This window comes from Rhizobium sp. P1_C7 (assembly GCF_056406295.1).
This window is the reverse complement of the sequence record NZ_JBFUAL010000003.1, coordinates 182,473-205,943: the sequence shown is the minus strand read 5'-3', so window position 1 is coordinate 205,943 and position 23,471 is coordinate 182,473. Positions and strand designations below refer to the sequence as shown.

17 protein-coding genes are annotated in these 23,471 nt (G+C 60.6%); 12 read left to right on the top strand and 5 right to left on the bottom strand.

Annotation, left to right across the window (positions count from 1 at the left end; translation table 11 throughout):
• The first annotated feature begins 1 nt into the window (after position 1).
• The 4 genes from AC1D2R_RS06000 (at position 2) to AC1D2R_RS05985 (ending at position 3,642) form a co-directional block, all read left to right on the top strand.
• A complete protein-coding gene (locus tag AC1D2R_RS06000; RefSeq protein WP_477965742.1) occupies positions 2 to 1,012 on the top strand; it encodes a branched-chain amino acid ABC transporter permease in 1,011 nt (336 codons plus the stop codon).
• The gene (locus AC1D2R_RS05995; RefSeq protein ID WP_477965740.1) at positions 1,009 to 1,773 is read left to right on the top strand and encodes an ABC transporter ATP-binding protein; all 765 of its coding nucleotides are present in this window, start codon (positions 1,009 to 1,011) and stop codon (positions 1,771 to 1,773) included. The genes AC1D2R_RS06000 and AC1D2R_RS05995 overlap by 4 nt, the downstream gene beginning before the upstream one ends.
• A complete protein-coding gene (locus tag AC1D2R_RS05990) occupies positions 1,754 to 2,470 on the top strand; it encodes an ABC transporter ATP-binding protein (RefSeq protein WP_477965738.1) in 717 nt (238 codons plus the stop codon). Before AC1D2R_RS05995 ends, AC1D2R_RS05990 begins: the two co-directional genes overlap by 20 nt.
• A 341-nt stretch (positions 2,471 to 2,811) precedes the next feature.
• Positions 2,812 to 3,642, top strand: coding sequence for an MBL fold metallo-hydrolase (locus tag AC1D2R_RS05985; RefSeq protein WP_477965736.1), 831 nt, complete (start codon positions 2,812 to 2,814; stop codon positions 3,640 to 3,642).
• Here the strand turns inward: AC1D2R_RS05985 and AC1D2R_RS05980 are convergent.
• Together AC1D2R_RS05980 and AC1D2R_RS05975 are read right to left on the bottom strand one after the other, a co-directional pair.
• Positions 3,639 to 4,391: a polysaccharide deacetylase family protein gene (locus tag AC1D2R_RS05980; protein WP_477965734.1), complete on the bottom strand. Its 753-nt coding sequence runs from the start codon at positions 4,389 to 4,391 to the stop codon at positions 3,639 to 3,641. The genes AC1D2R_RS05985 and AC1D2R_RS05980 overlap by 4 nt on opposite strands.
• Positions 4,388 to 5,476 carry a glycosyltransferase family 4 protein gene (locus tag AC1D2R_RS05975; protein ID WP_477965732.1) on the bottom strand — a complete coding sequence of 363 codons (1,089 nt, stop codon included), beginning with the start codon at positions 5,474 to 5,476 and terminating at the stop codon, positions 4,388 to 4,390. Before AC1D2R_RS05975 ends, AC1D2R_RS05980 begins: the two co-directional genes overlap by 4 nt.
• A gap of 191 nt (positions 5,477 to 5,667) precedes the next feature.
• Here AC1D2R_RS05975 and AC1D2R_RS05970 point away from each other — a divergent pair, with 191 nt between their 5' ends.
• On the top strand, positions 5,668 to 7,386 hold the full coding sequence (locus tag AC1D2R_RS05970; RefSeq protein ID WP_477965730.1) for an adenylate/guanylate cyclase domain-containing protein: 1,719 nt from the start codon (positions 5,668 to 5,670) through the stop codon (positions 7,384 to 7,386).
• A complete protein-coding gene (locus AC1D2R_RS05965) occupies positions 7,386 to 8,264 on the top strand; it encodes an FkbM family methyltransferase (RefSeq protein ID WP_477965728.1) in 879 nt (292 codons plus the stop codon). The genes AC1D2R_RS05970 and AC1D2R_RS05965 overlap by 1 nt, the downstream gene beginning before the upstream one ends.
• Here the strand turns inward: AC1D2R_RS05965 and AC1D2R_RS05960 are convergent, their stop codons facing one another.
• Both AC1D2R_RS05960 and AC1D2R_RS05955 read right to left on the bottom strand, forming a co-directional pair.
• Positions 8,265 to 8,744 (bottom strand): class I SAM-dependent methyltransferase, encoded by a 480-nt coding sequence (locus AC1D2R_RS05960; protein WP_477965726.1) that lies wholly within the window; start codon positions 8,742 to 8,744, stop codon positions 8,265 to 8,267.
• Positions 8,745 to 8,990: 246 nt separating this feature from the next.
• On the bottom strand, positions 8,991 to 12,644 hold the full coding sequence (locus AC1D2R_RS05955; protein ID WP_477965724.1) for a hydantoinase B/oxoprolinase family protein: 3,654 nt from the start codon (positions 12,642 to 12,644) through the stop codon (positions 8,991 to 8,993).
• Between the two features lie 337 nt (positions 12,645 to 12,981).
• Between AC1D2R_RS05955 and AC1D2R_RS05950 the strand changes: the two genes are divergently transcribed.
• Positions 12,982 to 14,157: a DUF3095 domain-containing protein gene (locus AC1D2R_RS05950; protein WP_477965722.1), complete on the top strand. Its 1,176-nt coding sequence runs from the start codon at positions 12,982 to 12,984 to the stop codon at positions 14,155 to 14,157.
• Here AC1D2R_RS05950 and AC1D2R_RS05945 read toward each other — a convergent pair.
• Positions 14,147 to 15,487 (bottom strand): nucleotide sugar dehydrogenase, encoded by a 1,341-nt coding sequence (locus AC1D2R_RS05945; protein ID WP_477965720.1) that lies wholly within the window; start codon positions 15,485 to 15,487, stop codon positions 14,147 to 14,149. The two genes, AC1D2R_RS05950 and AC1D2R_RS05945, sit on opposite strands and share 11 nt — an antisense overlap.
• A gap of 447 nt (positions 15,488 to 15,934) precedes the next feature.
• Between AC1D2R_RS05945 and AC1D2R_RS05940 the strand changes: the two genes are divergently transcribed.
• The 5 genes from AC1D2R_RS05940 (at position 15,935) to AC1D2R_RS05920 (ending at position 23,396) form a co-directional block, all read left to right on the top strand.
• On the top strand, positions 15,935 to 17,278 hold the full coding sequence (locus AC1D2R_RS05940) for an adenylate/guanylate cyclase domain-containing protein (RefSeq protein WP_477965718.1): 1,344 nt from the start codon (positions 15,935 to 15,937) through the stop codon (positions 17,276 to 17,278).
• A 150-nt stretch (positions 17,279 to 17,428) separates the two neighbouring features.
• Positions 17,429 to 19,321, top strand: coding sequence for an ABC transporter ATP-binding protein (locus AC1D2R_RS05935; protein ID WP_477965716.1), 1,893 nt, complete (start codon positions 17,429 to 17,431; stop codon positions 19,319 to 19,321).
• Entirely contained in the window at positions 19,315 to 21,222 is a 1,908-nt protein-coding gene (locus AC1D2R_RS05930; protein WP_477965714.1) for an ABC transporter substrate-binding protein, read from the top strand. The genes AC1D2R_RS05935 and AC1D2R_RS05930 overlap by 7 nt, the downstream gene beginning before the upstream one ends.
• Positions 21,223 to 21,225: 3 nt before the next feature.
• Positions 21,226 to 22,224 (top strand): ABC transporter permease, encoded by a 999-nt coding sequence (locus AC1D2R_RS05925; protein ID WP_477965712.1) that lies wholly within the window; start codon positions 21,226 to 21,228, stop codon positions 22,222 to 22,224.
• Positions 22,224 to 23,396, top strand: coding sequence for an ABC transporter permease (locus tag AC1D2R_RS05920; protein ID WP_477965710.1), 1,173 nt, complete (start codon positions 22,224 to 22,226; stop codon positions 23,394 to 23,396). Before AC1D2R_RS05925 ends, AC1D2R_RS05920 begins: the two co-directional genes overlap by 1 nt.
• The last annotated feature ends 75 nt before the right edge of the window (positions 23,397 to 23,471 follow it).

The window sequence follows — 23,471 nt, the reverse complement described above, 5'->3', positions numbered from 1 at the left end:
GATGGCTCTTGTTATGAATACCGACGATACGATTTCAACGTCGGCACAGCGGCAGCGCTCCGTCATCCGCGATGCGGTCGGCGTCGCAGCGATCCTGGCGCTCGCCGTCATCGGCTACCTGTTGTTTCCGGACAATCTGGCCCTTTTGACGCGTATCACCGCGGTTGCCTTGCTCGTGCTGTCGCTCGACCTCGTCACCGGCTATTGCGGCGTTGCCACCCTTGGCCATGCGGCGCTCTTCGGCTCGGGCGCCTATGCGGCAGGCATCGTTTCGGCACATTTCGGCATCAACGATCCATTGTTGATGCTGCTTGCGGGCATCGCAGGAGGAGCGATTGCCGGGCTGATCAGCGGCGCCATCATTTTGCGGGGCCACGGCTTGCCACAGCTGGTTCTGTCGATTGCGCTCATCAATCTCTTCCACGAGTTCGCCAACAAGGCGTCGAGCTGGACGGGCGGCAGCGACGGCCTTTCAGGTATCGCACCCGATCCGATCCTCGGTCGGTTCGAGTTCGATCTGTACGGCCATACGGCCTATGTCTTCGCGATTGTCCTGCTCCTGGTCGTATTCATGCTCCTGCGCATCCTCGTCCGCTCGCCCTTCGGCATGCTATGCCGCGGCATAAAGGAAGACCCGTTGCGTATCCGTGCCATCGGCGCCTCGCCAAAAGCTGCCCTTGTCAGGATGTATGTGATCTCGGGAGCCGTTGCCGGTGTCGGCGGTGCGCTGAATGCAATCACCACGCAGGTCGTCGGCCTGGATAGCCTTTCCTTCACAATGTCTGCGGAATCGCTTGTGATGCTCGTGCTCGGAGGCACCGGCTCACTGTTCGGTGCCCTCTCTGGCACGGTCATCTTCATGCTCTTCGAAGACTATGTGTCAGCGGCAAACCCCTTCCACTGGCTAACCATGGTTGGGGTGCTTTTGATCGCTGTGGTCTTGTTTGCGCCCAAGGGATTGTACGGCACCGCAGCAGACCTCTTCAATCGCAGGAAGGACGCCGGCAAATGAGCGCCGTCTTCGAAGTCACCAATCTCAGAAAGTCCTTCGGCGGCCTTGCTGTTACCAACGACGTCTCGCTATCGATGGCGCCGGGAGACCGTGTTGCCCTGATCGGCCCGAACGGTGCGGGCAAGACAACCTTCGTCAATCTTGTTACCGGCAATCTTCATCCCGATTCCGGCGAGGTCATGCTCGGTGGGGAAGCGGTGACGAAGATCGGAGCCAATGGCCGCGTCAAACGTGGTCTGGTTCGCTCCTTTCAGGTAACCCGGCTGTTCCAGGAGATGACGCCGGCCGAGCATGTCGGCCTTGCCATCCTGCAGCGGGAGGGCCGAACGGGCCGCATGTTCGGAAACTTTCTCGCCATGCCCAAGGTCGTGGCGGAGATTTCCAATCTGCTTGGAACCCTCGGTCTCAGCGACCTCATGCACCGCAAGGTCAACGAAATCGCCTACGGCCAGCAGCGTCTGCTCGAAATTGCCGTTGCCACGGCGCTGAAGCCGAAGGTGCTGCTGCTCGACGAGCCGGCCGCCGGCGTACCGCAGAGCGACACGGGCCGCATCGAACAGGCGCTGGCCGATCTGCCGGCCGATCTTGCCGTGCTGATGATCGAGCACGACATGGACCTGGTCTTCCGCTTCGCCAAGCGCGTCGTCGTTCTCGCCGCAGGCGCCATTATCTTCGACGGCTCGCCCGCCAATGTTACAAAAGATGCTCGCGTTCGCGAGGCCTATCTCGGGAGCTACGCCAATGACAGCCACGCCGCTTGAGGTCGAGAACCTTTCCGCGGGCTATGGCCTGACCCGGGTTCTGGAAGGCGTATCCTTCTGCGTGCCGGCTGGCGCAAGGCTTGCCGTGCTCGGTCGGAACGGCATGGGCAAGACCACGCTGCTTGCTACGCTTGCCGGACAGACCAGGCGCTATGGCGGAGCCATCCGCATCGGATCGGCCGACGTCACCCAGATGCCGAGCGCCGCCCGCGCCCGCCACGGACTTGGTTATGTGCCGCAGGCACGCTGCATCTTTCCGACGCTGACGGTCGAGGAAAATCTCTTCGTCGGCCTCAAGGCGCGACCGAAGAGTGCACTCGAGGAAGCCTATGCCATGTTCCCTCGGCTGAAAGAGCGCCGCCGCAATCTCGGCAACCAGCTCTCCGGCGGCGAGCAGCAAATGCTGTCGACGGCGCGTAGCATTCTCGGCCGCCCGTCCGTGCTGCTGCTCGACGAACCGCTTGAAGGACTTGCGCCTGTGATCTGCGAGGAATTGATGGCCGCCTTCGTCGAGCTCGCCAAGACAGGAGACATGACGATCCTGCTGGTTGAGCAGCGCATCCAGAGCGCCCTGGATTTTGCCGATCACGTGATTGTGCTAGAGCGGGGGCGCCTGGCCTGGATGGGAACCCCAAATGCGCTTTCGGAGGATCATGATGCAGTCGAGCGGTTGCTCGGCGTCGGCGGCATGCATTGACCGTACCACGCGCAACGACCTGATAGCACAGCATCTCCCGCGCCCGGCACATCGCGTCGCGGGCAATTGTATTTCGCCGATCGAATTCCCATGTAGTCAGGACGAAATAGAGGATTTGCCGCTCCACGATGGCCGCGCGTCATCACCTATTTACCGAATCCGAACCATACCAGTTGCTTTCCGAAGCAAAACCCGGTTGCTTAGGAAAAATCTACCACGTCTCGTGATAGCGGGTGGATGCGATACCTAGGATACAGACGGCCAATGGAATTCCACGCTTCGCTTCAGGCTCAAACTATGATTACGCTAGCGTGGTGGGGTTGGCCCATTTTGAAGACGCGATGAGTAAAGATCTCTTTCAGGTAAAGTTTTGGGGCGTTCGCGGCAGTATTCCGGTCTCCGGCCCCGAGTTCGATCGCTATGGCGGCAACACCTCCTGCATCGAAATTCGCTGCGGCGAGCACCGAATGATCTTCGACGCCGGCTCAGGCGTGCGCGAAGCAGGTCTTGCCATGCTCAACGACGAGGTCAGGGACGTCGACCTGTTCTTCAGCCACTGTCACTACGACCACATCATCGGCCTGCCGTTCTTCAAGGCGATCTACTATCCTTCGATCGATCTTCGGATCTGGTCGGGACATCTCGACGGCAAGATGAGTACGCGCGAAATGATCGAGCAGTTCATCAGCCCGCCCTGGTTCCCGGTCAAGACCGATATCTGCCAGGCAACAATGAGCTTCCGCGATTTTCATGCAGGCCAGACGCTGGAACCGCGCCCCGGCATCAAGATCAAGACCTTCATGCTCAATCATCCCGGCGGAGCAATCGGCTACCGTGTCGAGTGGCAGGGCCGTTCTGTCGCCCTCGTCTACGACATCGAGCATATTCCCGGTGTCTACGACCCTTCGGTCCTGGAGATGATGAAGGACGTCGATCTCGCCGTCTACGACTGCACCTACAACGAAGACGAGATGCAGCGCTTCAAGGGCTTCGGTCATTCCACGTGGCAACATGGCGTCGAGCTTGCCCGGATGGCAGGAACCAAACAATTCGCGCTCTTCCATCACGCCCCGTCGCGAACGGACGTTCAGCTGGAGGCCATGGAGAAAGAGGCCCAGGCCGTCTTCGCGAAATCCTTCGCTGCCCGCGACAATCAGGTGATCAAGCTTTAGGCTTGCAGCAGCGTCCGCGCCGCCGTCCAGGCGATGGCAGGGTGGCGATGCGTTTCCTCAACAAGCCGTGATAGAAAATCCCAGGCAGTCGCATCGTGGACGAGATGGTGCGCGAGAATTCCGGTCGGTTCGGGGTCTCCTTCGAAGCGAACCTGCAGCTCCGCGACCAGGGCGGCAACAAGCTCAGCATGAGGCCTTCCCGCCCTTTTCCCGTGCCAATTCATGATGTCGACATGGGTATTGAGCAACCTGATCGCACCGCCAGATTTCGCCCGGCCGTAGACGGACAGAGCGCTGAGCCCGAGGGAGGGTAGTTCGGCAACAAGCGCCTGGTCTATCCTGTTCCATGGTGGAACCAGCACTGGAAGGAGCTGTTGCGGGTAAAGCCGCTCAAGCTTGCCGAAGCCGGCGCGCAGCTCCCCAAGCACGACATCGGCCGGCCGGTGGCCTGCGAGTTCCTGCTTCTTCTCGTCAGGGGCAGCATGGTTGGTGTGAGACCAGCCATGAAGTGCGACTGACACATGGTGTTCGCCCGAGAGCCGATCCACCAGGGTTTTGCCTGTCAAAGCCGGAATCACGGCAAGCAACAGCGGCACGCCAGCGTCGCGCGTCATTCCAAGCAGCCTGTCGAGAGCGTCGGTCGGCTCCACCGCATCGTCATCACGAAACCAGAACCGCGCGATGCGGCCCGCCGCTCGCCAGCGTTCGAGCTCCACCCGCAGCGGCATCCATGTCTGATCAGCTCTCATGCCGCCGCTCCCGCGTATCGTCTTAAAATATCGTCCAAGGCCGCTGCTGCGACCGTCAGGGATCTCTCGTCAAGCACAAAGCGGCGGGCGCATTCACCCATTGAGGATCGCTTCGCCGGGTCGGCAAGCAAGCGGTCTATCGCCGCAGCATACGCCGCGACATCGCCGTCCGGCGTCAGATAACCCGTCCGGTCAGCCTTTACCACCTCCGGCACGCCAGCCGTATGCTGCGCCACGACGGGTAGACCGGCAGCCTGGGCCTCGAGATAGGCCAGCCCATAGGCCTCACCGCAGCCCGGCCAGACATAGATGCCGGCGCCCGCCAGATCCCCTGCGATGTCGGGGGCGCTTCGCTCGCCGAGCCATTCGACGCGCTCGGAGCCGAAATCGGCAAACAGCTGCTCGACTTCCGCACGCACGGGACCGTCCCCAACGACCGTCAGTGTCCAGGGCCGTTTTTTGATCAGGTGCAACGCATCGGCAAGCATCGCATAGCTTTTGAGCTTGTCGCCGCGGCGCATCATTGCAACGCAGATCAGTCTCGTCGGCTCCGATTTCGAGGACGCTACCGCGAAGGGGGCAGCGTCAATGAAGGGGGCAAGCGAAGCGATGCGGGCTTGCGGGATGGCCCGCTCGAGACCCTGCCTGTCGCGCTGCGTAAAGGCGATGTTGACCGCCGCCGCTCGCACCTGCGCGGCGACGCGCGCTTGAAACGGCGCCCAGTCGCCTAGGTCCCTTTTGGGCGAATAGGACGCCTCCGCGGTGATGCAGGGAATGCCGAACTCGGCACAAAGTTCGGGGCCAAACAGGTCAGGGGATTTGTAGTAGGGATGATAGCAGAACCAGAGCTCCGGCGTTGGTCGCCCGGCCCACCATTGCCGCAACCGCTCCAACTCCTCTCCTGCACTGTGCTGTACGGCCATTGCGGTTTCAGGAGTTGCCGCGAAACTGCGAAACTCCGACGCAACGTCGACAGTGTGCCCTGCCAGCTCCAGCGCGCGGATCAGCAGCCGCGCCATCAGGCGGTCGCCGGAGGGCACAGGATGGTTAGGCGATTTCAACGGCGCGTAGAATGCAATACGCATCACTGCATTCCTGCCGAGACGGACTGTTCACAACCGGCACCTGGGCCCGCCAAGAGAGAATCTGCTATTGTTGCGTTCCTTATGGTTTGCATGACGAGAATGTGACGAGCGATCGCTGTCGGGGCGACAATTTCACCTCAATTGCCTCATCTCTAGTGTATTTGTGTTTTGGTATTCAAGAACGGGTTTGAATGGCGACCGTCGCAGCCAGCAGCATTTTTTCGGAGCGCGCGATCAGAAGAGCCCGGCTCGGCTCGGGTCTCGTCATGTTTGCCTTCGTGCTTCTGCATTTTTCCAATCATGCGCTGGGCCTTGTTTCGGTTTCCGCGGCGGATGAGGGCCGCAGGCTTTTCATGGCCCTTTGGCGAAATCCGCTCGGCACATTGATCCTCTATGGCGCCATATTCACCCATATTGCACTGGTGCTGCGCTCCATCTACGTCCGCCGCAGCCTTGTCATGCCCAAGGGGGAAATGGCTCAGATCGTGCTGGGACTGGCGATCCCGCTGCTTTTGATCGATCACGTCATCGGAACGCGCATCGCCCATTCGCTCTTCCACTACAGAGACGATTACGAAACGATCGTTCGGCTTCTCTGGATAACGTCGCCCGGAAACGGTTTGCGACAGGTCTTCGCACTCTTGGTCGTGTGGTTTCACGGCTGCGTCGGCCTGCACTACTGGCTGCGCTATCGCGCATGGTACCAGGATGTCGCAGCACCTCTGCTGGCCGTTGCCATCCTCGTACCGGTGCTGGCCATACTGGGCTTTATCGAAATGGGTCGGACCATTGCCGAGCCTGCCTACGAGGGCATCGTCGATACGAACCGCTACGAGGCCAACATCAATGCCCGCTACTACACGGATCCTGCCGCGCAGGCGCAGGTCGCGATGATCCGTGCAGGGCTTTACGGATCCTTCGCAAGTTCGCTGTTGCTTGTCATCGGCGCACGCACGCGTCGCCGATGGAAAGAGCGGGTCGATCAGATCACCGTCCACTATCAAAGCGGCGAGTCGATCCGTGTGCCGCGCGGCTTTACCGTGCTTGAGGCCAGCCGGCTCGGCGGGTTGCCGCATTATTCCGTCTGCGGCGGCAAAGGCCAATGCTCGACCTGCCGTGTTCAGGTGCTGAGCAGTTATGAGGATCTTCCGCCGCCCGACAAGCTGGAGCTGTCGACACTGCGACGCATCAACGCCGCACCAGATGTTCGCCTTGCCTGCCAGCTTCACCCTGTCGCCGACATTACCGTCGTTCCACTGCTCATTCCCGCAACGGAGATGACCCTTCCCGCCAACAGCCAGGAAACGAGCCCGGGCCGCGAACGGGAGATAGCCGTGCTTTTCTGCGATATCCGAAATTTCACGACCCTCACCGAAACACGCCTGCCCTTCGACATCGTCTTCCTTCTGAACCGCTATTTCGCCTTGGTCGGCAATGCCGTCGAAAAGGCCGGCGGGCGGATCGACAAGTTCATCGGCGATGGCGCAATGGCCCTCTTCGGCATCGGCAACTCGCCGGAAGAGGCATGCCGGCAGGCACTGTCGGCTGCAGCGGCAATCGCGCGCGACATCGAGAAGCTGGGCGCGGAATTGTCCGACGAACTGTCGCTCCCGCTTCGCATTGCGATCGGCATCCATACAGGACCAGCGGTGGTGGGTACGCTTGGTTACGGCCGGGTGCGCAGCACGACGGCGATCGGCGACACGGTCAACGTCGCCAGCCGGCTCGAAACAGCCGCCAAGGAATTCGACGTCGCGCTCGTCATTTCCGAGCCTGTCGCCGCGCTTGCGGGCACCGATATGGAGGGCGTGGAAAGTCGTGAAATCAGCGTGCGCGGCCGCGCCCTGCCCTTGAAAGTCTATGTGATTTCGAGGGACAAGGCAGTCGAATTGGCAGAAGGAAAAAGCTGATGCCGGGCCGCAGCTGGCTTGCGACAAAATACTGGAAGAAACGCCTGCGCAAAATGCGCAATGCCCTTGCGAGCCGCTTCTTCGATACCCGCACCGGCCGACGTCTCCTGATCGAGACTATGGGACCGCGGGTTGTTTCGATGACCGTCGATGCCGGCGATCACCTGATGACATTCTCTCCGTCCGACTACATCGGGCGGAAGGTTTTTCGCAAAGGGCACTTCGAGCGGGAGCACGTGGACAGGCTGCTTGCGGTCCTGCGCGAGCGCGGCCTGATGAGACATCACAGCAGTCTTCTTGAGATCGGCGGCAACATCGGTACGCAGACGGTCTATTTCGCGCTTAGCCGCGCCTATGACCAGATCGTCAGCATAGAGCCCGATCCCCGCAATTTCCCCCTGCTGCAGACCAACATCCGCCAGAACAATCTGGAACAGACGGTGACCCTGGTCAATTGCGCGGCCGGCGACATCGACGGTCAGATCGATTTCTTCATGAATGCCAACAATCACGGCAAGAGCAGCGCGATCCGCCAGAGTGCGAACGACAAGAAGATCAGCGTTCCAGTGAAGCCGGTAACCGAAATACTGGCCGACCTCGCGATAGACCCTGCCGCGATCGGCCTGGTGTGGATGGACATAGAGGGCTATGAGCCGGTCGCCTGCCGTTCCATGGCGCCGCTCATGTCGCGACGTGTGCCGCTCTACATGGAGTTCACGCCGCTGTTCTACGGCCCAAATCAGACACGCGACTTCATCGTCGCGCTTGCCGGCTTCTACGAAACCTGCCTGGTGTTCTTCGAAGACGAAGAGAAGGAGATGCGGGTCATCGACCTGCCGGGCGGCGTCGACCAGTATGACGTGCTCTTTCTGCCGTGATCAGCGTCTGCGGTAAAGGAAATAGCGGCCTTCCTTGATGCCGGGCGGCAAGGGCAGCGGCTCGAGTTCGGCGCGATCGAGCGGCAGTCCGCTGACGGCGATGCCGCCCTTGGTCAGCACCCCGACCATCAGTTGCGGCAGCCATGTCAGCGTGATCGCATCGATGTCGTCGTGGCCTGTGCCGATATCCGCATGGGCAAGGGCGGCGCCGATCCCCAGGAAGGCCTGTCCCGATTCGCGAATGTCGCCGGTGATCATATCTTCGGAGGGAGGCGTGGAGGACGAATAGGAGCGGACCTCGCGATCAAAGGCAATGATGCGCCGATCGGGAAAATGCTCCCGCAGGTGGTCGTACGTGCGCCCGTTGCCAAGGCCGAACTCCATCACCGGACCTTCAGTTCCGTCCACAAGGGCGACGATCTCATTGAGGATATCACGCTGGGCCGTCAACCGGCGAATGAAGCTGTCGAGGCGGCTCATGTATGACTTTGTCCGTTCATCAATTGTTCGAAGATGATACGATCGTACCAAGTTCGGGAGTTCAATTCGTCTCGATCGTGACAACAAGGTGGCGATGCAACCTCGAAGTCAGCGGGCCAACCGGCTCGGAACAGAGCTAGCGAGAAACGGTGACTGAAGCAAGCTTGGCACTTGCAATCCTTAAATGACGCAACGGCCGGGTCAGGCTTGCTCCTGAAGCGCTTCAAACATGGCGTTCCGCAGACCTCACCGGCTGCCGTATCCGCCTGATGTCGGGGTCGTCACGATGACTGCGTCGCCCGGCTCGAGCACGGTCTGGTCGCAAGCCTTGAGCGTCTCAACAGAGCCGTGACTGCGGCGAACGTGGGTGCTCCCGGTCTCGCCGTCGCCACCGCCGTTGAGCCCGCGCGGCGGATGAGAGCGGTGCGACGACAGAATGGCGCATTCCATACGCTCAAGGAAACGGATGGTCCTGACCGTGCCGTCGCCCGCATTCCATTTGCCGATGCCACCCGAGCCTGTGCGAATGTGGAAGTCTTCGAGAAGAACCGGAAAGCGCAGTTCAAGGATTTCGGGGTCGGTAAGACGCGAATTCGTCATATGCGTGTGGACGCCTGACGTGCCCTCAAATCCCCTTCCATCATTTGTTCGTCCCGCGGGCGAGCCGGAGCAGATCGTCTCGTAGTATTGATATTGTTCGTTGCCGAAGGTCAGGTTGTTCATCGTCCCTTGCGCATTGGCAAGAGCCCCCATGGCCGCAAACAGCGCATTGGTTACATGCTGGGAAGTCTCGACGTTTCCGGCAACGACCGCGGCCGGATAGGCCGGCTTGAGCATGCATCCGTCCGGTATGATGATGTTGATCGGGCGAAGACATCCGGCGTTCATCGGGATCATGTCCTCGACCATGACGCGGAAGGCATAGAGAACAGCCGCACGCGCGACCGGCTCCGGTGCGTTGAAGTTGTTTTTCATGACCGGCGAGGTGCCGGTAAAATCGACCGTCGCCTTCCGCCTCTGCCTGTCGACGCTAATCTTCACCTTGATCATCTGACCGGTGTCTGTCGGGTACTCGCAGGCGCTTTCGTCAGGCAACAGGTCGAGCACGCGCCGCACGCTCTCGGCCGCATTGTCCTGGACATGGCCCATATAGGCTTGGACGACACCGAGCCCGAAATGGACAACCATCTTGCGCAACTCCGCCACGCCCTTTTCGTTCGCGGCGATTTGTGCCTTCAGGTCGGCGACGTTCTGGTGCGGGTTGCGCGCCGGATAACGATGCTCCGTAAGCAGCCGCCGCAATTCCGTCTCACGGAAGCCGCCCTCCTCCACGAGCAGGAAATTGTCGAACAGCACGCCCTCCTCGTCAACGGTGGTGGCGAGCGGTGTCATCGATCCGGGCGCTGTCCCGCCGATATCCGCGTGATGTCCGCGCGACGCGACGTAGAAGAGGATGTCGGCCTCGGTGTCGTCGAAGACCGGGGTCACGACAGTGATATCAGGCAGGTGCGTCCCGCCATTGTAGGGCGCGTTCAGGGCGAATACGTCTCCGGGACGGATCTTGCCCTCGTTCAGGCGGATGATCGTTTCGACCGATCTGTCCATCGAGCCAAGATGCACCGGCATGTGCGGCGCATTGGCAACGAGCGCCCCGGCGCTGTCAAACACCGCGCAGGAAAAGTCGAGGCGCTCCTTGATGTTGACCGAGTAGGCGGTGTTCTGGAGCGTCACGCCCATCTGCTCGGCAATGGACATGAAGAGGTTGTTGAAGACCTCCAGCATGACTGGATCCGCCTCGGTGCCGAGGGCGGCCTGCCGGCGCTTCTTTTCGACACGGCGCATGACGACGTGACCCTTGGCGTTGATCGTTGCCTGCCAACCGGGCTCCACAACGATGGTCTGGTTTTTTTCGATGATCAGCGCCGGACCCGGCATGCGGTGTCCCGCTCGGAGCGCCTCGCGCGGCAAGACCGCGGCCTTGCGCCACGCGCCGTCGGAAAACACCATCCGCGTTTCAGCGGCTTCCGGCGCGATGTCCTCGACAGGTGCGTCCTGTTCGTCCCGTTCCCGTTGGCGATGGTCATGGCCTTCCAGCGCCACAAGCTCAACGACCATCGCCTTGTCGTCGTAGATAAAGCCGAACTGTGCCTTGTGAAGCGCTTCGAAATCGTGGCGCGCCTGCACGAGCGAGCCCGCTTCGAAGCCGACGGGGAGTGCAGTGTCGGTTCCGTCGTAGCGGATATGAAGAATTGGGCGTGTGCGTGTTTGCTGCTCCTCGATGCCCTGATCTCGGAGTTCCGCAAGGACCGCGGCGCGCAACTGGCCGATGAGCGCTTCGATTGCCGGCAGCGTTTCATCTGCAAGCGGCCTGATCAGCGCTTGCTGGCGAGAGGCGAACACCGACGACAGCCCGATCCCATAAGCCGAAAGCAGCCCCGAGAAGGGATGAATCAGCACCGCCTCCATGCCGAGCGCGTCGGCGACAAGGCAGGCGTGCTGGCCACCGGCGCCGCCGAAGCAGTTCAGGACATACTCGGTGACGTCGTATCCCCGCTGGACGGATATCTTTTTGATGGCGTTTGCCATGTTCTCGACGGCCACGGTGATGAAGCCTTCCGCAACGCCCTCGGGACTCCGGCCGTCGCCTATCTCGACCGCCAACGCTTCAAACCCGGCGCGAACGACATCACGGTCCAGTCTTTCGTTCTGATCCGGTCCGAAGATGGCAGGGAAAAACTCGGGCTGAAGCTTGCCAAGCATGACGTTGGCGTCGGTGACGGCGAGGGGGCCGCCGCGACGATAGCAGGCCGGTCCGGGGTTGGCCCCGGCAGAGTCGGGCCCAGCGCGGAAGCGCCCCGCTTCAAAATGGAGGATCGAGCCGCCGCCGGCCGCAACCGTATGAATCCGCATCATCGGCGCACGTACCCGAACGCCCGCGACCTCGGTATCGAATGCTCGTTCATACTCGCCGTCATAGTGGGCAACATCGGTCGACGTTCCTCCCATGTCGAAACCGATGACACGATCGAAGCCGGCGAGCCTGGCGGTTTCCACCATCCCCACGACACCACCCGCCGGCCCGGACAGAAGCGCATCCTTGCCCTTGAAAAGCGCGGCAGCCGTAAGACCGCCCGAAGACATCATGAACATGAGCCGCGGCGCGCTGCGCACTTCCGCGGCCTCTGCCGGCGAATTGCCGGGATCGATGCCGAGCTGTTCGGCCACCTGGCTGACATAGCGGCCGAGGATCGGCGAGAGGTAGGCATCGACGACAGCCGTGTCGCCACGGCCGACGAGCTTCACCAGTGGCGAGACCTGATGGCTGACGGAGATCTGCCCGAAGCCGAGCGAGTGGCAGAGCTGCGCCATTCTGAGCTCATGATCCGGGAACTTCCAAGCATGCATGAAGACGACAGCGACCGCGTCGATACCGTCATCCTTGGCTCTCGCAATCTCGGCCCTGACGCTCGCCAGATCGATGCTTCTCTCGACCTGACCATCCACGCGGACCCGTTCATCGACCTCGATCACGCGCTCGTAGAGTTGCTCGGGCAGAACGATCTCTTTTGCAAATATATCGGGGCGAGCCTGGTAGGCGATACGCAACGCATCGCGGAAACCCTTCGTCGTGAGGAGAAGAACACGGTCGCCCTTGCGTTCGAGGAGCGCGTTGGTGGCGACCGTCGTACCCATCTTGACGGTACCGATACGCTCGGCCGGGATGATGGCACCCGCCTCGAGGCCGAGCAGCGTCCTTATCCCCTCGATCGCCGCATCACGGTATGCCTCCGGGTTTTCGGAGAGCAGCTTTCGCGGATGCAGACCACCATCCGGATCGCGTCCGATCACATCGGTGAAGGTGCCGCCGCGGTCGACCCAGAAATCCCACTTCCCGCTCATGTGCCAAATCCCTTGCCGCCGACAATCTCACCCGTAATCAGTGTTCTCTTGAACAGCAGATGAAACGGTTGCAGGCAAGTGCAAAATAGGGGCCGCAGCGCCTGACCACCCGGGAACGACGACCTTCAATAGAAGTCCGGCACGGGCGGCCCCGGTCGGGTGATAGACGCGCTAACGAATGATCCCTCTCTGGCGAGTACGATCGGACCGGCTCGCACAATGGCGATCAGCCATTCCCTTTGGAGGATGGAGTGTCGCTGCACTGGGCGGCGCTCGTAGCGGCCCTGCCACAAAATGGCGTTGCGATGGCAACACGGGTCTGTTCTAAGTTCTAGCCATGAACGATGTTTCGAATGACTCATTCTTTGCGGGCGTGCCGATCTTCGACCAATTCGAAGGCGTGGCGGACACCGGCAACTATCGCCCGCTGCCGGGTGATTGGATACTGGCGCTCGCCGATATCGTCGGCTCGACGCAGGCAATCATGGACGGCCGCTACAAGGACGTGAATATGGCGGGCGTCAGTGTCATTTCCGCCGTGCTGAACGCCGTGGGCATGGGAGACTACCCGTTCGTCTTCGGCGGGGATGGCGGCTTGGTGGCACTGCCCGGCGCGCTGGAGAAGACCGCGCGCGAAGCGCTGGGTGCGGCTCAGCGTTGGGTCGAAGAAGATTTGAAGCTCAACCTTCGGATATCGGTGGTGCCGATCGCCGACATTCGGCGCGCGGGCCTGGACGTTCGCGTGGCGCGTTATCAGGCAAGCCCGTTTGTTACCTATGCGATGTTCGCCGGCGGCGGCAATACCTGGGCAGAGCGGCAGATGAAGGCTGGGCGGTACGGTGTCGAAGCCGCACCGGAGGGCACCAGACCCGATTTGACCGGCCTCTCCTGCCGATGGAATCCGATCGAAGCGCGCAACGGCGAGATTGTCTCGATCATCGCTGTTCCGGGCGATGGCGGGACAAGCCCTGAATTTCGCGAGCTTGTGACGCAGGTCGTTGCCATTTCCGCCGAGCAGAGCCGAAACGGCCACCCTGTGCCGGCCGACGGCCCCTCGCTTCGCTTTTCCATGACAGGAATCAATCGCGAGGCAAGCGCGACAGCACCGGCCGGGCAACGTTTCGGCAAACGGCTGTGGATCATGCTCCAGATCGGCCTCACGATCTTCCTGCACCGCTTCGGCCTGAAGCTCGGCACATTCGACGCCCGGCGCTATCGGCAGGATGTTTCGGGAAACACGGATTTCCGCAAGTTCGACGACGGTTTGAAGATGACGATCGACGTCGATGCCCATCATCTCAGCCGGATTCAGACGCTGCTGGAAAAGGCGCAAGCGAACGGCATTGCCAGATACGGCTTGCATCGCCAGTCATCTGCGCTGATGACGTGTTTCGTGCCAACGCCCCTGTCGCGCGACCACATGCACTTCATCGACGGCGCAGGCGGCGGATATGCCGTCGCCGCCAGCCAGATCACCGGCAAGGCGCCCCCGGTCAGCGCCGTCACGCCTTGAGGATATGATCCGCCACAAGGCCGCGGCGCGCAAAGACGTTGCGCGTATCGAGGATCAGCGGGGCGCTTTCCGCAAGCAGGCCGTAGTCGACCTCGTCGTGATCCGTTGCGATCAGCACCGCATCATAGTCGGTCAGATGCTCGGCCGTCAGGGCAACGGAGCAGCGACCCTTCAGCGCCTGATATTCGCGTGTCGGAGGAATTTCGCCAACATAGGGATCGTGATAATCGGCCTTGCCGCCGCGTTCCTCAATGATTTCGATCAGGCGAAGCGACGGGCTTTCGCGAATGTCGGCGACATTCTTCTTGTAGGCGAGGCCGATCACCAGAATGCGCGAGCGGCTGAGCGCCTTGCCTGCCCGGATGTCGAGCGCCTCCGCAAGCTTGCCGACAACGTAGCGCGGCATGGCAGAATTGATCTCGCCCGCGAGTTCGATGAAGCGGGTCGGCAGTTCGTATTCCCGCGATTTCCAAGTGAGATAAAACGGATCGATCGGAATGCAGTGCCCGCCAAGACCTGGCCCAGGATAGAACGGCATGTACCCGAAGGGCTTGGTCTTTGCCGCATCGATCACCTCCCAGACATCGATGCCCATGGCGGCATAGACAGTCTTCAGCTCGTTGACCAGCGCGATGTTGACCGAACGGAAGATGTTCTCGGTTAGCTTGACTGCCTCTGCCGTCGCATTGGAGGAGACCGGCACCACGGTCTTCACCGCGGCCCCGTAAAAGCCTTTCATCAGCTCGAGAGCTTCCGCTCCATCGCCTGCAACGACCTTGGGAATTGTCGCGGTGTGGTAGTGCTGATTGCCGGGGTCCTCGCGCTCCGGCGAGAAGCCGACGAAGAAGTCTACGCCGGACTTGAGGCCGGTCTCTTCCAGGATGACCTTGACGATGTCGTCGGTCGTGCCGGGATAGGTGGTCGATTCCAGCACGACGAGCTGGCCGGGCCGCAGGTGCTCGGCGATCGAACGCGAAGTTGCCTCGACGAAGGACAGGTCGGGATCACGATGCTTGGTAAGCGGCGTCGGCACGCAGATGACGACGACGTCGCAAGCCGCCAGACCGACGAAATCGGACGTGGCGCAGAACCGCCCTGCATCGATTTCGATAGAAAGGTCCGCGCTTGTCACGGCATCGATATAGGAGCGACGAGCATCGAGCGAAACGATCTTTTTCGGATCGATGTCGAACCCTGTCACGGGAAAGCCGCTGCGGGCGATCGCGACCGCAAGCGGCAAGCCGACATAGCCGAGCCCGATGACGCCGGCGCGCGCGGTGCGGGTTTCGATCTTGTTCAAGAGAGCGTCTGAGATAGGGGAGCTGGCCAAGGCGGGTCTCGTTTGAAGTCCGGAATGAGTTATCTGATCTAATGTAAGATCGTGGCGAATGAAACCCGCTGGCCAGCCTTATGACCAAGCAACGCCATACGGCCATTCCTCCACTGGCTGCGCTCCGGCACAAAAACAACCCTTGCAGGTGTTGCGGAAATGACCCGGATGCCCAAAGAGATGCCAATACCGCATCATAAAATGTGCGGTGCCCATTGTCTGCCTATTGCGAGGTGCCTATCTAGGTCGGGTAACGAACCACAGAAAGGACCGCCTATCCAGCCCACGATATCAGGGGTTTGACAGGTGCGACTGCCGGGTCACCGGCAGATTGTTGACACAATAATATCACACGCCCATCCTGACTTTCCGATCTGCGCACAACCGTGCTGCAGATGGTCTTTCCGACTTTCATGGATGGCGTGCCTTATGAGGATACTACCAGGAATGGGCGTGATCGAGTCCCGGGTTTCAGCGATTTTATTGGATCGGGTCGCGGAATGGCTGACGAACTCTTCGCTGGCCGGCGACGACCTTGAGAATATCGTTCGCGGGTTCTGCGAACGAATTGCCGCGGCGGGCTTGCCGATTGCACGTGTGCACCTGACGTTTTCCATGTTGCATCCGCTCTACGACGCGCTGAGCTTCACCTGGCGGCGCACAAGCGGCGTCACTATCGAAGGCTACCGCCATGCGGCGGGCCAGAAACCCGACCGCTTTATTCAAAGCCCCTATTACTATCTGCTGGACAACAATCTGCAGCACCTTCGCCGCCGCATTCCCGTTGACGGTCAGCCCGAATTCCCGGTGTTTGCCGATTTGCGCGACGAACGGATTACCGACTACCTTGCCTTCGTGCAGCCCTTCGGCGACGGATCGGTTCAGGGCATGATGGGGTCGTGGTCGACCGACAGTCACGCCGGCTTTTCCGATGACATGATCGATGCGCTGCTGCGCATGCAGAACCATCTCGCGGTTGCCGCTAAGATGGCCGTACTGGGCAAGCTGGCCAACAACATGCTGACCACCTATCTGGGTGGCGATGCGGGCAAGCGGGTACTGAACGGCCAGATACGCCGGGGCGACGGCGAAACGATCCGTGCGGCATTGGTGATGGGCGACATGCGCCAATCGACCATGTATGCCGAAAAGGAAGGCAGACAGAACTACATCGACACACTGAACCAGTTCTTCGATGCGATCGCGGCACCGTTCAATCGCAATGGCGGCGAAATTCTGAGCTTCATCGGGGATGGATTTCTTGCCGTCTATCCGTGCGGCCGTCATAAGGATCCGTCGAAAATCGCCTGCCAGGCAGCTCTGTCGGCGGTTCATCAAGCTCAGGCGCGGGTCGCCGAACTCAACAAGACGCGGCAGGAAAGCGGTCTCGGCAAGGTCTCCTACGGCATCGGCCTGCATGTCGGCAACGTCATGTTCGGCAATGTCGGGCTCAAGGACAGGCTGACGTTTTCTGCATTCGGCTCCGCGGTCAACGAGGTCCAGCGGCTGCAGGCGCTGACGAAAAAGTACTCCCGGGAGGTTGTCGCAAGCCAGGCCTTTGCCGGCTACTGCGGAGGCGACTGGACGACGCTGGGCGAGGAGAAGCTGCGGGGCGTCCGCCAGAAGATCACGGTATTGCATCCGCGTGCACCTGCACCGACGCTTCATGTCGATGAGAACTTCGCCGAGACGCAGGAGGCCGCGCTGTCGGAAGCCGAGCAGGTCATTCTGCTGCATCGCGATGCTCGCAATCATGCCAAGGCGCCGGCAGTCGAGAAATTTATTCAGTAGCTGATCCGGCCGCCGAGGCGGCCGGATCCCACTCTTCCAAGGGATCTAAAGCTCCCGGTTTTTGTGTGTCCGTCATCAACTGGACACCCTGATTGCGGTACGCTAGTGTGGCGCAACGGGAACGAAGAAAAACTGGGGAATATCATTGGTATGGCGCCCGCCTCCGATCTGCTGCGCATCGAGAATCTCGACGTTTCCTTCTCGGTTTTCGGCGAAAGCCTCCGGGTCGTAAAAAACGCAAACCTGCGTATTCTGCCCGGCAAAGTCACTGCGCTCGTCGGTGAATCCGGTTCGGGCAAATCGGTTATCAGCCAGAGCATCATGGGCATCCTGCCGAACCCGGCACAGGCCCAGGGTCGCATTCTGTTTACCGACCCCCTCGACGGCAAGACCACGGATATCCTGCACTATTCACGTGACAGTGCGGAAATGCGGGATTTGCGCGGCCGCCGCATGGCGACGATCTTCCAGGAGCCGATGACCTCGCTGTCTCCCCTGCACACGGTCGGCAATCAGATCAGCGAAGCGTTGCTGATCCATACCGAGGCTGACAAGAAAGAGGCCCGCGACAAGACCGAGGATATGCTCGGCCTTGTCGGCTTTGCCAATCCAAAGCGCACCTTCGACATGTTTCCGTTCGAGCTTTCGGGGGGCATGCGCCAGCGTGCGATGATCGCCATGGCGCTCATCTGCAATCCAGCGCTGCTGATCGCCGACGAGCCGACGACGGCGCTGGACGTGACAATCCAGGCGCAGATTCTCGAGCTGTTGCGCGATCTTCAGCATAAGCTCGGCATGGCGATGCTGCTGATCACCCACGACCTCGGCGTAGTGGCAAACATGGCCGACGAAGTCGTGGTGATCTACCATGGCGAGATCATGGAGGCCGGGCCGGTCAAATCCATTTTCCGCAATCCGCAGCACCCCTATCTCAAGGGACTGATGGCCGCGGTGCCGCATTTCGACATGAAGCCCGGCGAACGGCTGAAGGCCATGCGCGATGTGCCGGTCAATCTCGAATCCATGATCGGCAAGAAAAGGATCGAGGTCGAGGGACCGAAAATCCTGCTGTCCGTCAACAACCTGACCAAGACTTTCAAAACCCGCAATCGCGGCCTGCTGGGCACGCGAGAGACCGTCGGTTTTCGTGCGGTCGATGACGTGAGCTTCGACATTCAGCGCGGCGAATGCCTCGGACTGGTCGGAGAGTCCGGCTGCGGAAAGACGACCGTAAGCAAGATCCTGATGCGCGCAATCACGCCGGACAGCGGCTCGGTGACGTTCAACGATGGCAAGGATGTCATCGACGTCCTGTCCGTGAGCGGCGACGAGCTGCAGGATCTCAGGACCAAGATCCAGATGGTGTTCCAGGACCCGGTATCCTCGCTATCCCCGCGCATGACTGTCAGGAACATTCTGAGCGAGCCGCTGGAAATCCACGATCGAGGCAACGGTGCGGAGCGCAGCCGGAAGGTGGAAGCGCTCATGGGCGCAATCGGGCTCGACCGTCGCTATCTGAGCCGATACCCTCACAGCTTCTCCGGCGGCCAGCGGCAACGGATCGGCATCGCACGCGCGCTGGCGCTTGGGCCCAAGCTCGTCATCCTCGATGAGCCGGTATCGGCGCTCGACGTCTCTGTCCAGGCCCAGATCCTCAACCTGCTCAAGGATTTGCAGAAAGAATTGGGACTGACTTACCTGTTCATCTCGCACAATCTCGCCGTCGTCGACTATATGGCGGACCGGATAGCCGTGATGTGCATGGGACGCATTGTTGAAATAGCACCCCGAGAGGTCATCCTGCGCGATCCGGTGCACCCCTACACAAAGTCGCTGCTTGCGGCGGTCCCCTTCCCCGATCTCGACCGGCCGCTCGATTTCGAGGCGCTGCGCAAGAATGGCGCCGCCGACAAGCAGAATTGGGGCCTTACGTTCACCGCCGAACACGACGATGCGTCAGAGCTCGACTACGCCGATCTCGGCAACGGCCATTTCGTGCGCGCCCGCAAGGGCGCTGACGTCGAGGAGCTCCGTTCATGGTAACGCGTCGGCGCTTTCTCGGAGGCATGGTCGGTGCCGCAATCGCGCCATCGGTCGTCAAGGCGGCGGACCGCGATATCGAACCGGAATTCCTGCGCGACTTGCTGCGCGCCGGCCGCATTCCGGCCATGGTGGATCGCCTGCCGACGCATCCGCGGATCATCAACATGAAGGACGCGGGGCTCCAGCCGGGCACCTATGGCGGCACCGTACGTACGATCATCGGGAGCGCAAAAGACATCCGCTACATGACCGTCTACGGTTATTCGCGGCTCGTCGGCTACGACACGAAGCTGCAGCTGCAGCCCGATATCCTGATGGGTTTCACGTCGGAGAAAGATTCCGTCTTTACCTTCCACCTGCGCGAAGGTCATCGCTGGTCGGACGGCGCGCCGTTTACGGTAGACGATTTCCGCTACTGGTGGGAAGACGTTATCCTCAACAAGGACCTCACCCCTGGCGGAGGCGCGCTGGAACTCAGGCCTCACGGCGATCTGCCGCGTTTCGAAGTGCTCGATCCGTTAACGGTGCGCTACACCTGGGATCGGCCCAATCCGAATTTCATGCCGGCGCTGGCGGGCCCCTTGCCCTTGATGATTTTCGGCCCGGGACACTATCTGAGGCAGTTCCACAAGAAATACCAGGACGATTTTCGGATGTCCGCCCTGATGAAGCAAAACAGGGTCAAGAAGTGGGCCGACCTACACATCAAGATGTCGCGCGCTTCGCGTCCGGAAAACCCGGACCTTCCGACGCTTGATCCGTGGCAGAACACGACACCGCCACCAGCCGAGCAATTCGTTTTCGTGCGCAATGCGTTTTTCCATCGCATCGACGAGAATGGCGTCCAGCTTCCCTATGTCGACCGTTTCATTCTCAACGTCAGCTCGTCGTCGATCATTGCGGCCAAGGCGGGCGCCGGCGAGTCCGATCTGCAGGCGACCGGAATCGACTTCAACGACTACACCTTCCTGAAGGATGCCGAGAAGCGGTTTCCGGTGAACGTCAGCCTCTGGCGGCAGGTGCGCGGCTCGCGCGTGGCATTGCTGCCGAACCTCAACTGTGCCGATGATGTCTGGCGCGGGCTTTTCCGAGAAACTCGGTTCCGCCGGGCACTGTCGCTGGCGATCGACCGGCACGAACTCAACATGGTCGCCTTCTACGGCCTCGGCAAGGCGAGCGCCGACACCGTTCTACCGGAAAGTCCGCTTTTCCGGTCGGAGTATGCAGACGCCTTCATCGCCCATGATCCAGACCAGGCAAACAAGCTGCTCGACGAGCTGGGGCTGGTCAATCGCGACAGCGAGGGCATTCGCCTGCTGCCAGATGGCCGCCGCGCGGAGATCACGATAGAGACGCCGGGCGAAAGCAATCTCGATACCGACGTGCTGGAGCTCGTGCGCGATCACTGGCGTGAGGTCGGCCTTGCGCTTTATACCCGCACGTCGCAACGCGACGTCTTCCACAACCGGGCGATGAGTGGAACGATTATGATGTCCATCTGGTTCGGCATCGAAAACGGTGTCGCCACTGCCGACATGTCGCCGAGACAGCTCGCTCCGACGCAAGACGATCAGTTACAGTGGCCGCTCTGGGGCATGTACTACCTCTCCGCCGGACAGGCCGGCCGCGCACCTGACCTGCCGGAGGCAAAGCAGTTGGTCGATCTGCTCAACCAATGGGGCGAAACCGCACAATTCGAGGAGCGGGAGGCGATCTGGCACCAGATGTTGTCGCTTTACACGCAACAGGTCTTCTCGATCGGCCTGATCAACAGCACGCTCCAGCCGATCTTGAAGTCGGCCAAACTGCAGAACGTCCCGGCGCGCGGGCTTTACGGCTTTGACCCGACTTCCTATCTCGGGATTTACATGCCGGATTCCTTCTGGTTCAAGGAGGTCTGAGCGATGCTGCGGTATATTCTCTGGCGCATCGCCGCAATGGTTCCGACGCTCTTCGTCATCTCCGCATTGGTGTTCACGATCATCGAACTGCCGCCCGGCGACTTTTTCGAGAGCCAGATCGCCGAACTCCGGGCGCAAGGCGAGAGCGCAAACCTCCAGGAAATCGAGGAGCTGCGGAAGCAGTACGGCTTCGACAAGCCTGCAGTCGTTCGCTACTTCTATTGGGTCGGCGGCATGCTGCACGGCGATTTCGGCTATTCGTTCGAGTATCAGTTGCCAGTATCCGACGTGGTGGGCGACAGGTTGTGGCTGACGATTCTCGTATCCTTCTCCACCATCCTGCTGACATGGCTGATCGCCTTTCCGATCGGCATCTATTCGGCGACCCACCAGTATAGCTGGGGCGACTACGGCCTGACGCTGTTCGGACTGCTGGGCATCGCCATTCCGAATTTCATGCTGGCGCTTATCCTGATGTATTTTGCCAACATGTGGTTCGGCGTCTCCATCGGTCATCTGATGGATCAGAAGTACCTGTTGGAGCCCATGAGCTGGGAGAAAGCGCGCTCGATTCTCTCTCATCTCTGGATCCCGGTGGTGATCGTGGGAACAGCCGGGACAGCCGGTATGATCCGAAGGCTGCGCGCCAACCTGCTCGACGAAATGCAGAAGCAGTATGTCGTGACTGCTCGCGCCAAAGGGCTTCACCCGTTGCGCGCGCTGATCAAATATCCGCTGCGCATGGCGCTCAACTTCTTCGTCGCCGACATCGGATCGATCTTGCCGTCAATCATTTCGGGTGCCGAGATCGTTGCGATCGTCCTGTCGCTCGAGACGACGGGACCCATGCTCATCAAGGCGTTGCAGAGCCAGGACATGTATCTTGCCGGATCGTTCCTGATGTTCCTTGCATTCCTCAACGTCATCGGCGTCTTGGTCTCCGACATTGCGCTCGGCTTCCTTGATCCACGTATTCGCCTGCAAGGCAGGAGCACCAAATAATGTCGCCCTTGCCCCCGCCCGGCGCGCCTATGCCGCACTATGTTTCGACCGCACCCTTCGATCCGCACGCGACCGAGGCCATGACATCTGCGCAGTCGCGCATCCATCTTGCATCGCAGAAGCAGCTGATGTGGTGGAAATTCAAGCAGCACCGACTTGCGCTGACATCCGGAATATTCCTGGTCGCTGTGTATCTGATGATCCTGATCGTCGAATTCCTGGCGCCCTACGGGCTGCATACAAAAAACGTCGATTTCATCCATGCGCCGCCGCAGCGGATCCATTTCTTTGACAACGGCAGCTTTGTCGGCCCGTTCGTCTACGGTCGGAGCATGTCGCTCGACCTAGATACGCTGCATCGCGTCTACACCGACAGGAAAAACGACGTACAGCCGATCCGCTTTTTCTGCCGGGGCGATCCCTACAAATTCTGGGGAGTGGTCAGTGCAGACCTGCATCTCGTCTGCCCGGCAGTGGGCGGCCAGATGTTTCTGCTGGGAACCGACCGTCTGGGGCGCGATGTGTTGTCGCGCATACTCTATGGAGCCCGCATCTCGTTGACCATCGGCCTGATCGGCATCGCAATCAGCTTTTGCCTCGGTATCGTTATCGGCGGCCTCGCGGGCTATCGGGGCGGTGTGTTCGACCTGATCGTTCAGCGCCTGATAGAAGTGCTCCAATCTCTGCCAAGCCTGCCCTTGTGGATGGCGCTTGCCGCTATCATGCCGGTAACTTGGAGCCCGATTGTCATCTATTTCGGCATCACGGTGATCCTCGGGATCATCGACTGGACCGGCTTGGCGCGTGCCGTGCGCTCCAAGCTACTTGCTTTGCGCGAAGAAGACTACGTGCAGGCGGCCCAGCTCATGGGCGCCAGCACGTCGCGCGTCATTGGCAGGCATCTCGTCCCCGGCTTCATGTCACACCTGATCGCCTCGGCGACAATCTCCATTCCCGGCATGATTCTCGGCGAGACGGCATTGAGCTTCCTGGGGCTCGGGCTGCGCCCACCGATTACGAGTTGGGGAATCCTGTTGACAGAGGCAAAGAGCGTAAGCGTTATTGCATTCTATCCATGGTTGCTTTTCCCGATTATACCGGTGGTCTTGGTGATTTTGGCGTTCAACTTTCTGGGAGACGGCTTGCGTGATGCCGCAGATCCCTACAAATAGCGGTCAGCCGGGCGCACCTATGCGATCTGTCCGACACGCCGTGGAAAGCGGCGGTGCTAAGTGATGTACAGCCAG

What these genes read in the sequence shown, in the direction of transcription:
- AC1D2R_RS06000 (WP_477965742.1), top strand. Translation starts at nt 2, where the DNA reads ATGGCTCTTGTTATGAATACCGACGATACGATTTCAACGTCGGCACAG.
- AC1D2R_RS05995 (WP_477965740.1), top strand. Translation starts at nt 1,009, where the DNA reads ATGAGCGCCGTCTTCGAAGTCACCAATCTCAGAAAGTCCTTCGGCGGC.
- AC1D2R_RS05990 (WP_477965738.1), top strand. Translation starts at nt 1,754, where the DNA reads ATGACAGCCACGCCGCTTGAGGTCGAGAACCTTTCCGCGGGCTATGGC.
- AC1D2R_RS05985 (WP_477965736.1), top strand. Translation starts at nt 2,812, where the DNA reads ATGAGTAAAGATCTCTTTCAGGTAAAGTTTTGGGGCGTTCGCGGCAGT.
- AC1D2R_RS05980 (WP_477965734.1), bottom strand. Translation starts at nt 4,391, where the DNA reads ATGAGAGCTGATCAGACATGGATGCCGCTGCGGGTGGAGCTCGAACGC.
- AC1D2R_RS05975 (WP_477965732.1), bottom strand. Translation starts at nt 5,476, where the DNA reads ATGCGTATTGCATTCTACGCGCCGTTGAAATCGCCTAACCATCCTGTG.
- AC1D2R_RS05970 (WP_477965730.1), top strand. Translation starts at nt 5,668, where the DNA reads ATGGCGACCGTCGCAGCCAGCAGCATTTTTTCGGAGCGCGCGATCAGA.
- AC1D2R_RS05965 (WP_477965728.1), top strand. Translation starts at nt 7,386, where the DNA reads ATGCCGGGCCGCAGCTGGCTTGCGACAAAATACTGGAAGAAACGCCTG.
- AC1D2R_RS05960 (WP_477965726.1), bottom strand. Translation starts at nt 8,744, where the DNA reads ATGAGCCGCCTCGACAGCTTCATTCGCCGGTTGACGGCCCAGCGTGAT.
- AC1D2R_RS05955 (WP_477965724.1), bottom strand. Translation starts at nt 12,644, where the DNA reads ATGAGCGGGAAGTGGGATTTCTGGGTCGACCGCGGCGGCACCTTCACC.
- AC1D2R_RS05950 (WP_477965722.1), top strand. Translation starts at nt 12,982, where the DNA reads ATGAACGATGTTTCGAATGACTCATTCTTTGCGGGCGTGCCGATCTTC.
- AC1D2R_RS05940 (WP_477965718.1), top strand. Translation starts at nt 15,935, where the DNA reads ATGGGCGTGATCGAGTCCCGGGTTTCAGCGATTTTATTGGATCGGGTC.
- AC1D2R_RS05935 (WP_477965716.1), top strand. Translation starts at nt 17,429, where the DNA reads ATGGCGCCCGCCTCCGATCTGCTGCGCATCGAGAATCTCGACGTTTCC.
- AC1D2R_RS05930 (WP_477965714.1), top strand. Translation starts at nt 19,315, where the DNA reads ATGGTAACGCGTCGGCGCTTTCTCGGAGGCATGGTCGGTGCCGCAATC.
- AC1D2R_RS05925 (WP_477965712.1), top strand. Translation starts at nt 21,226, where the DNA reads ATGCTGCGGTATATTCTCTGGCGCATCGCCGCAATGGTTCCGACGCTC.
- AC1D2R_RS05920 (WP_477965710.1), top strand. Translation starts at nt 22,224, where the DNA reads ATGTCGCCCTTGCCCCCGCCCGGCGCGCCTATGCCGCACTATGTTTCG.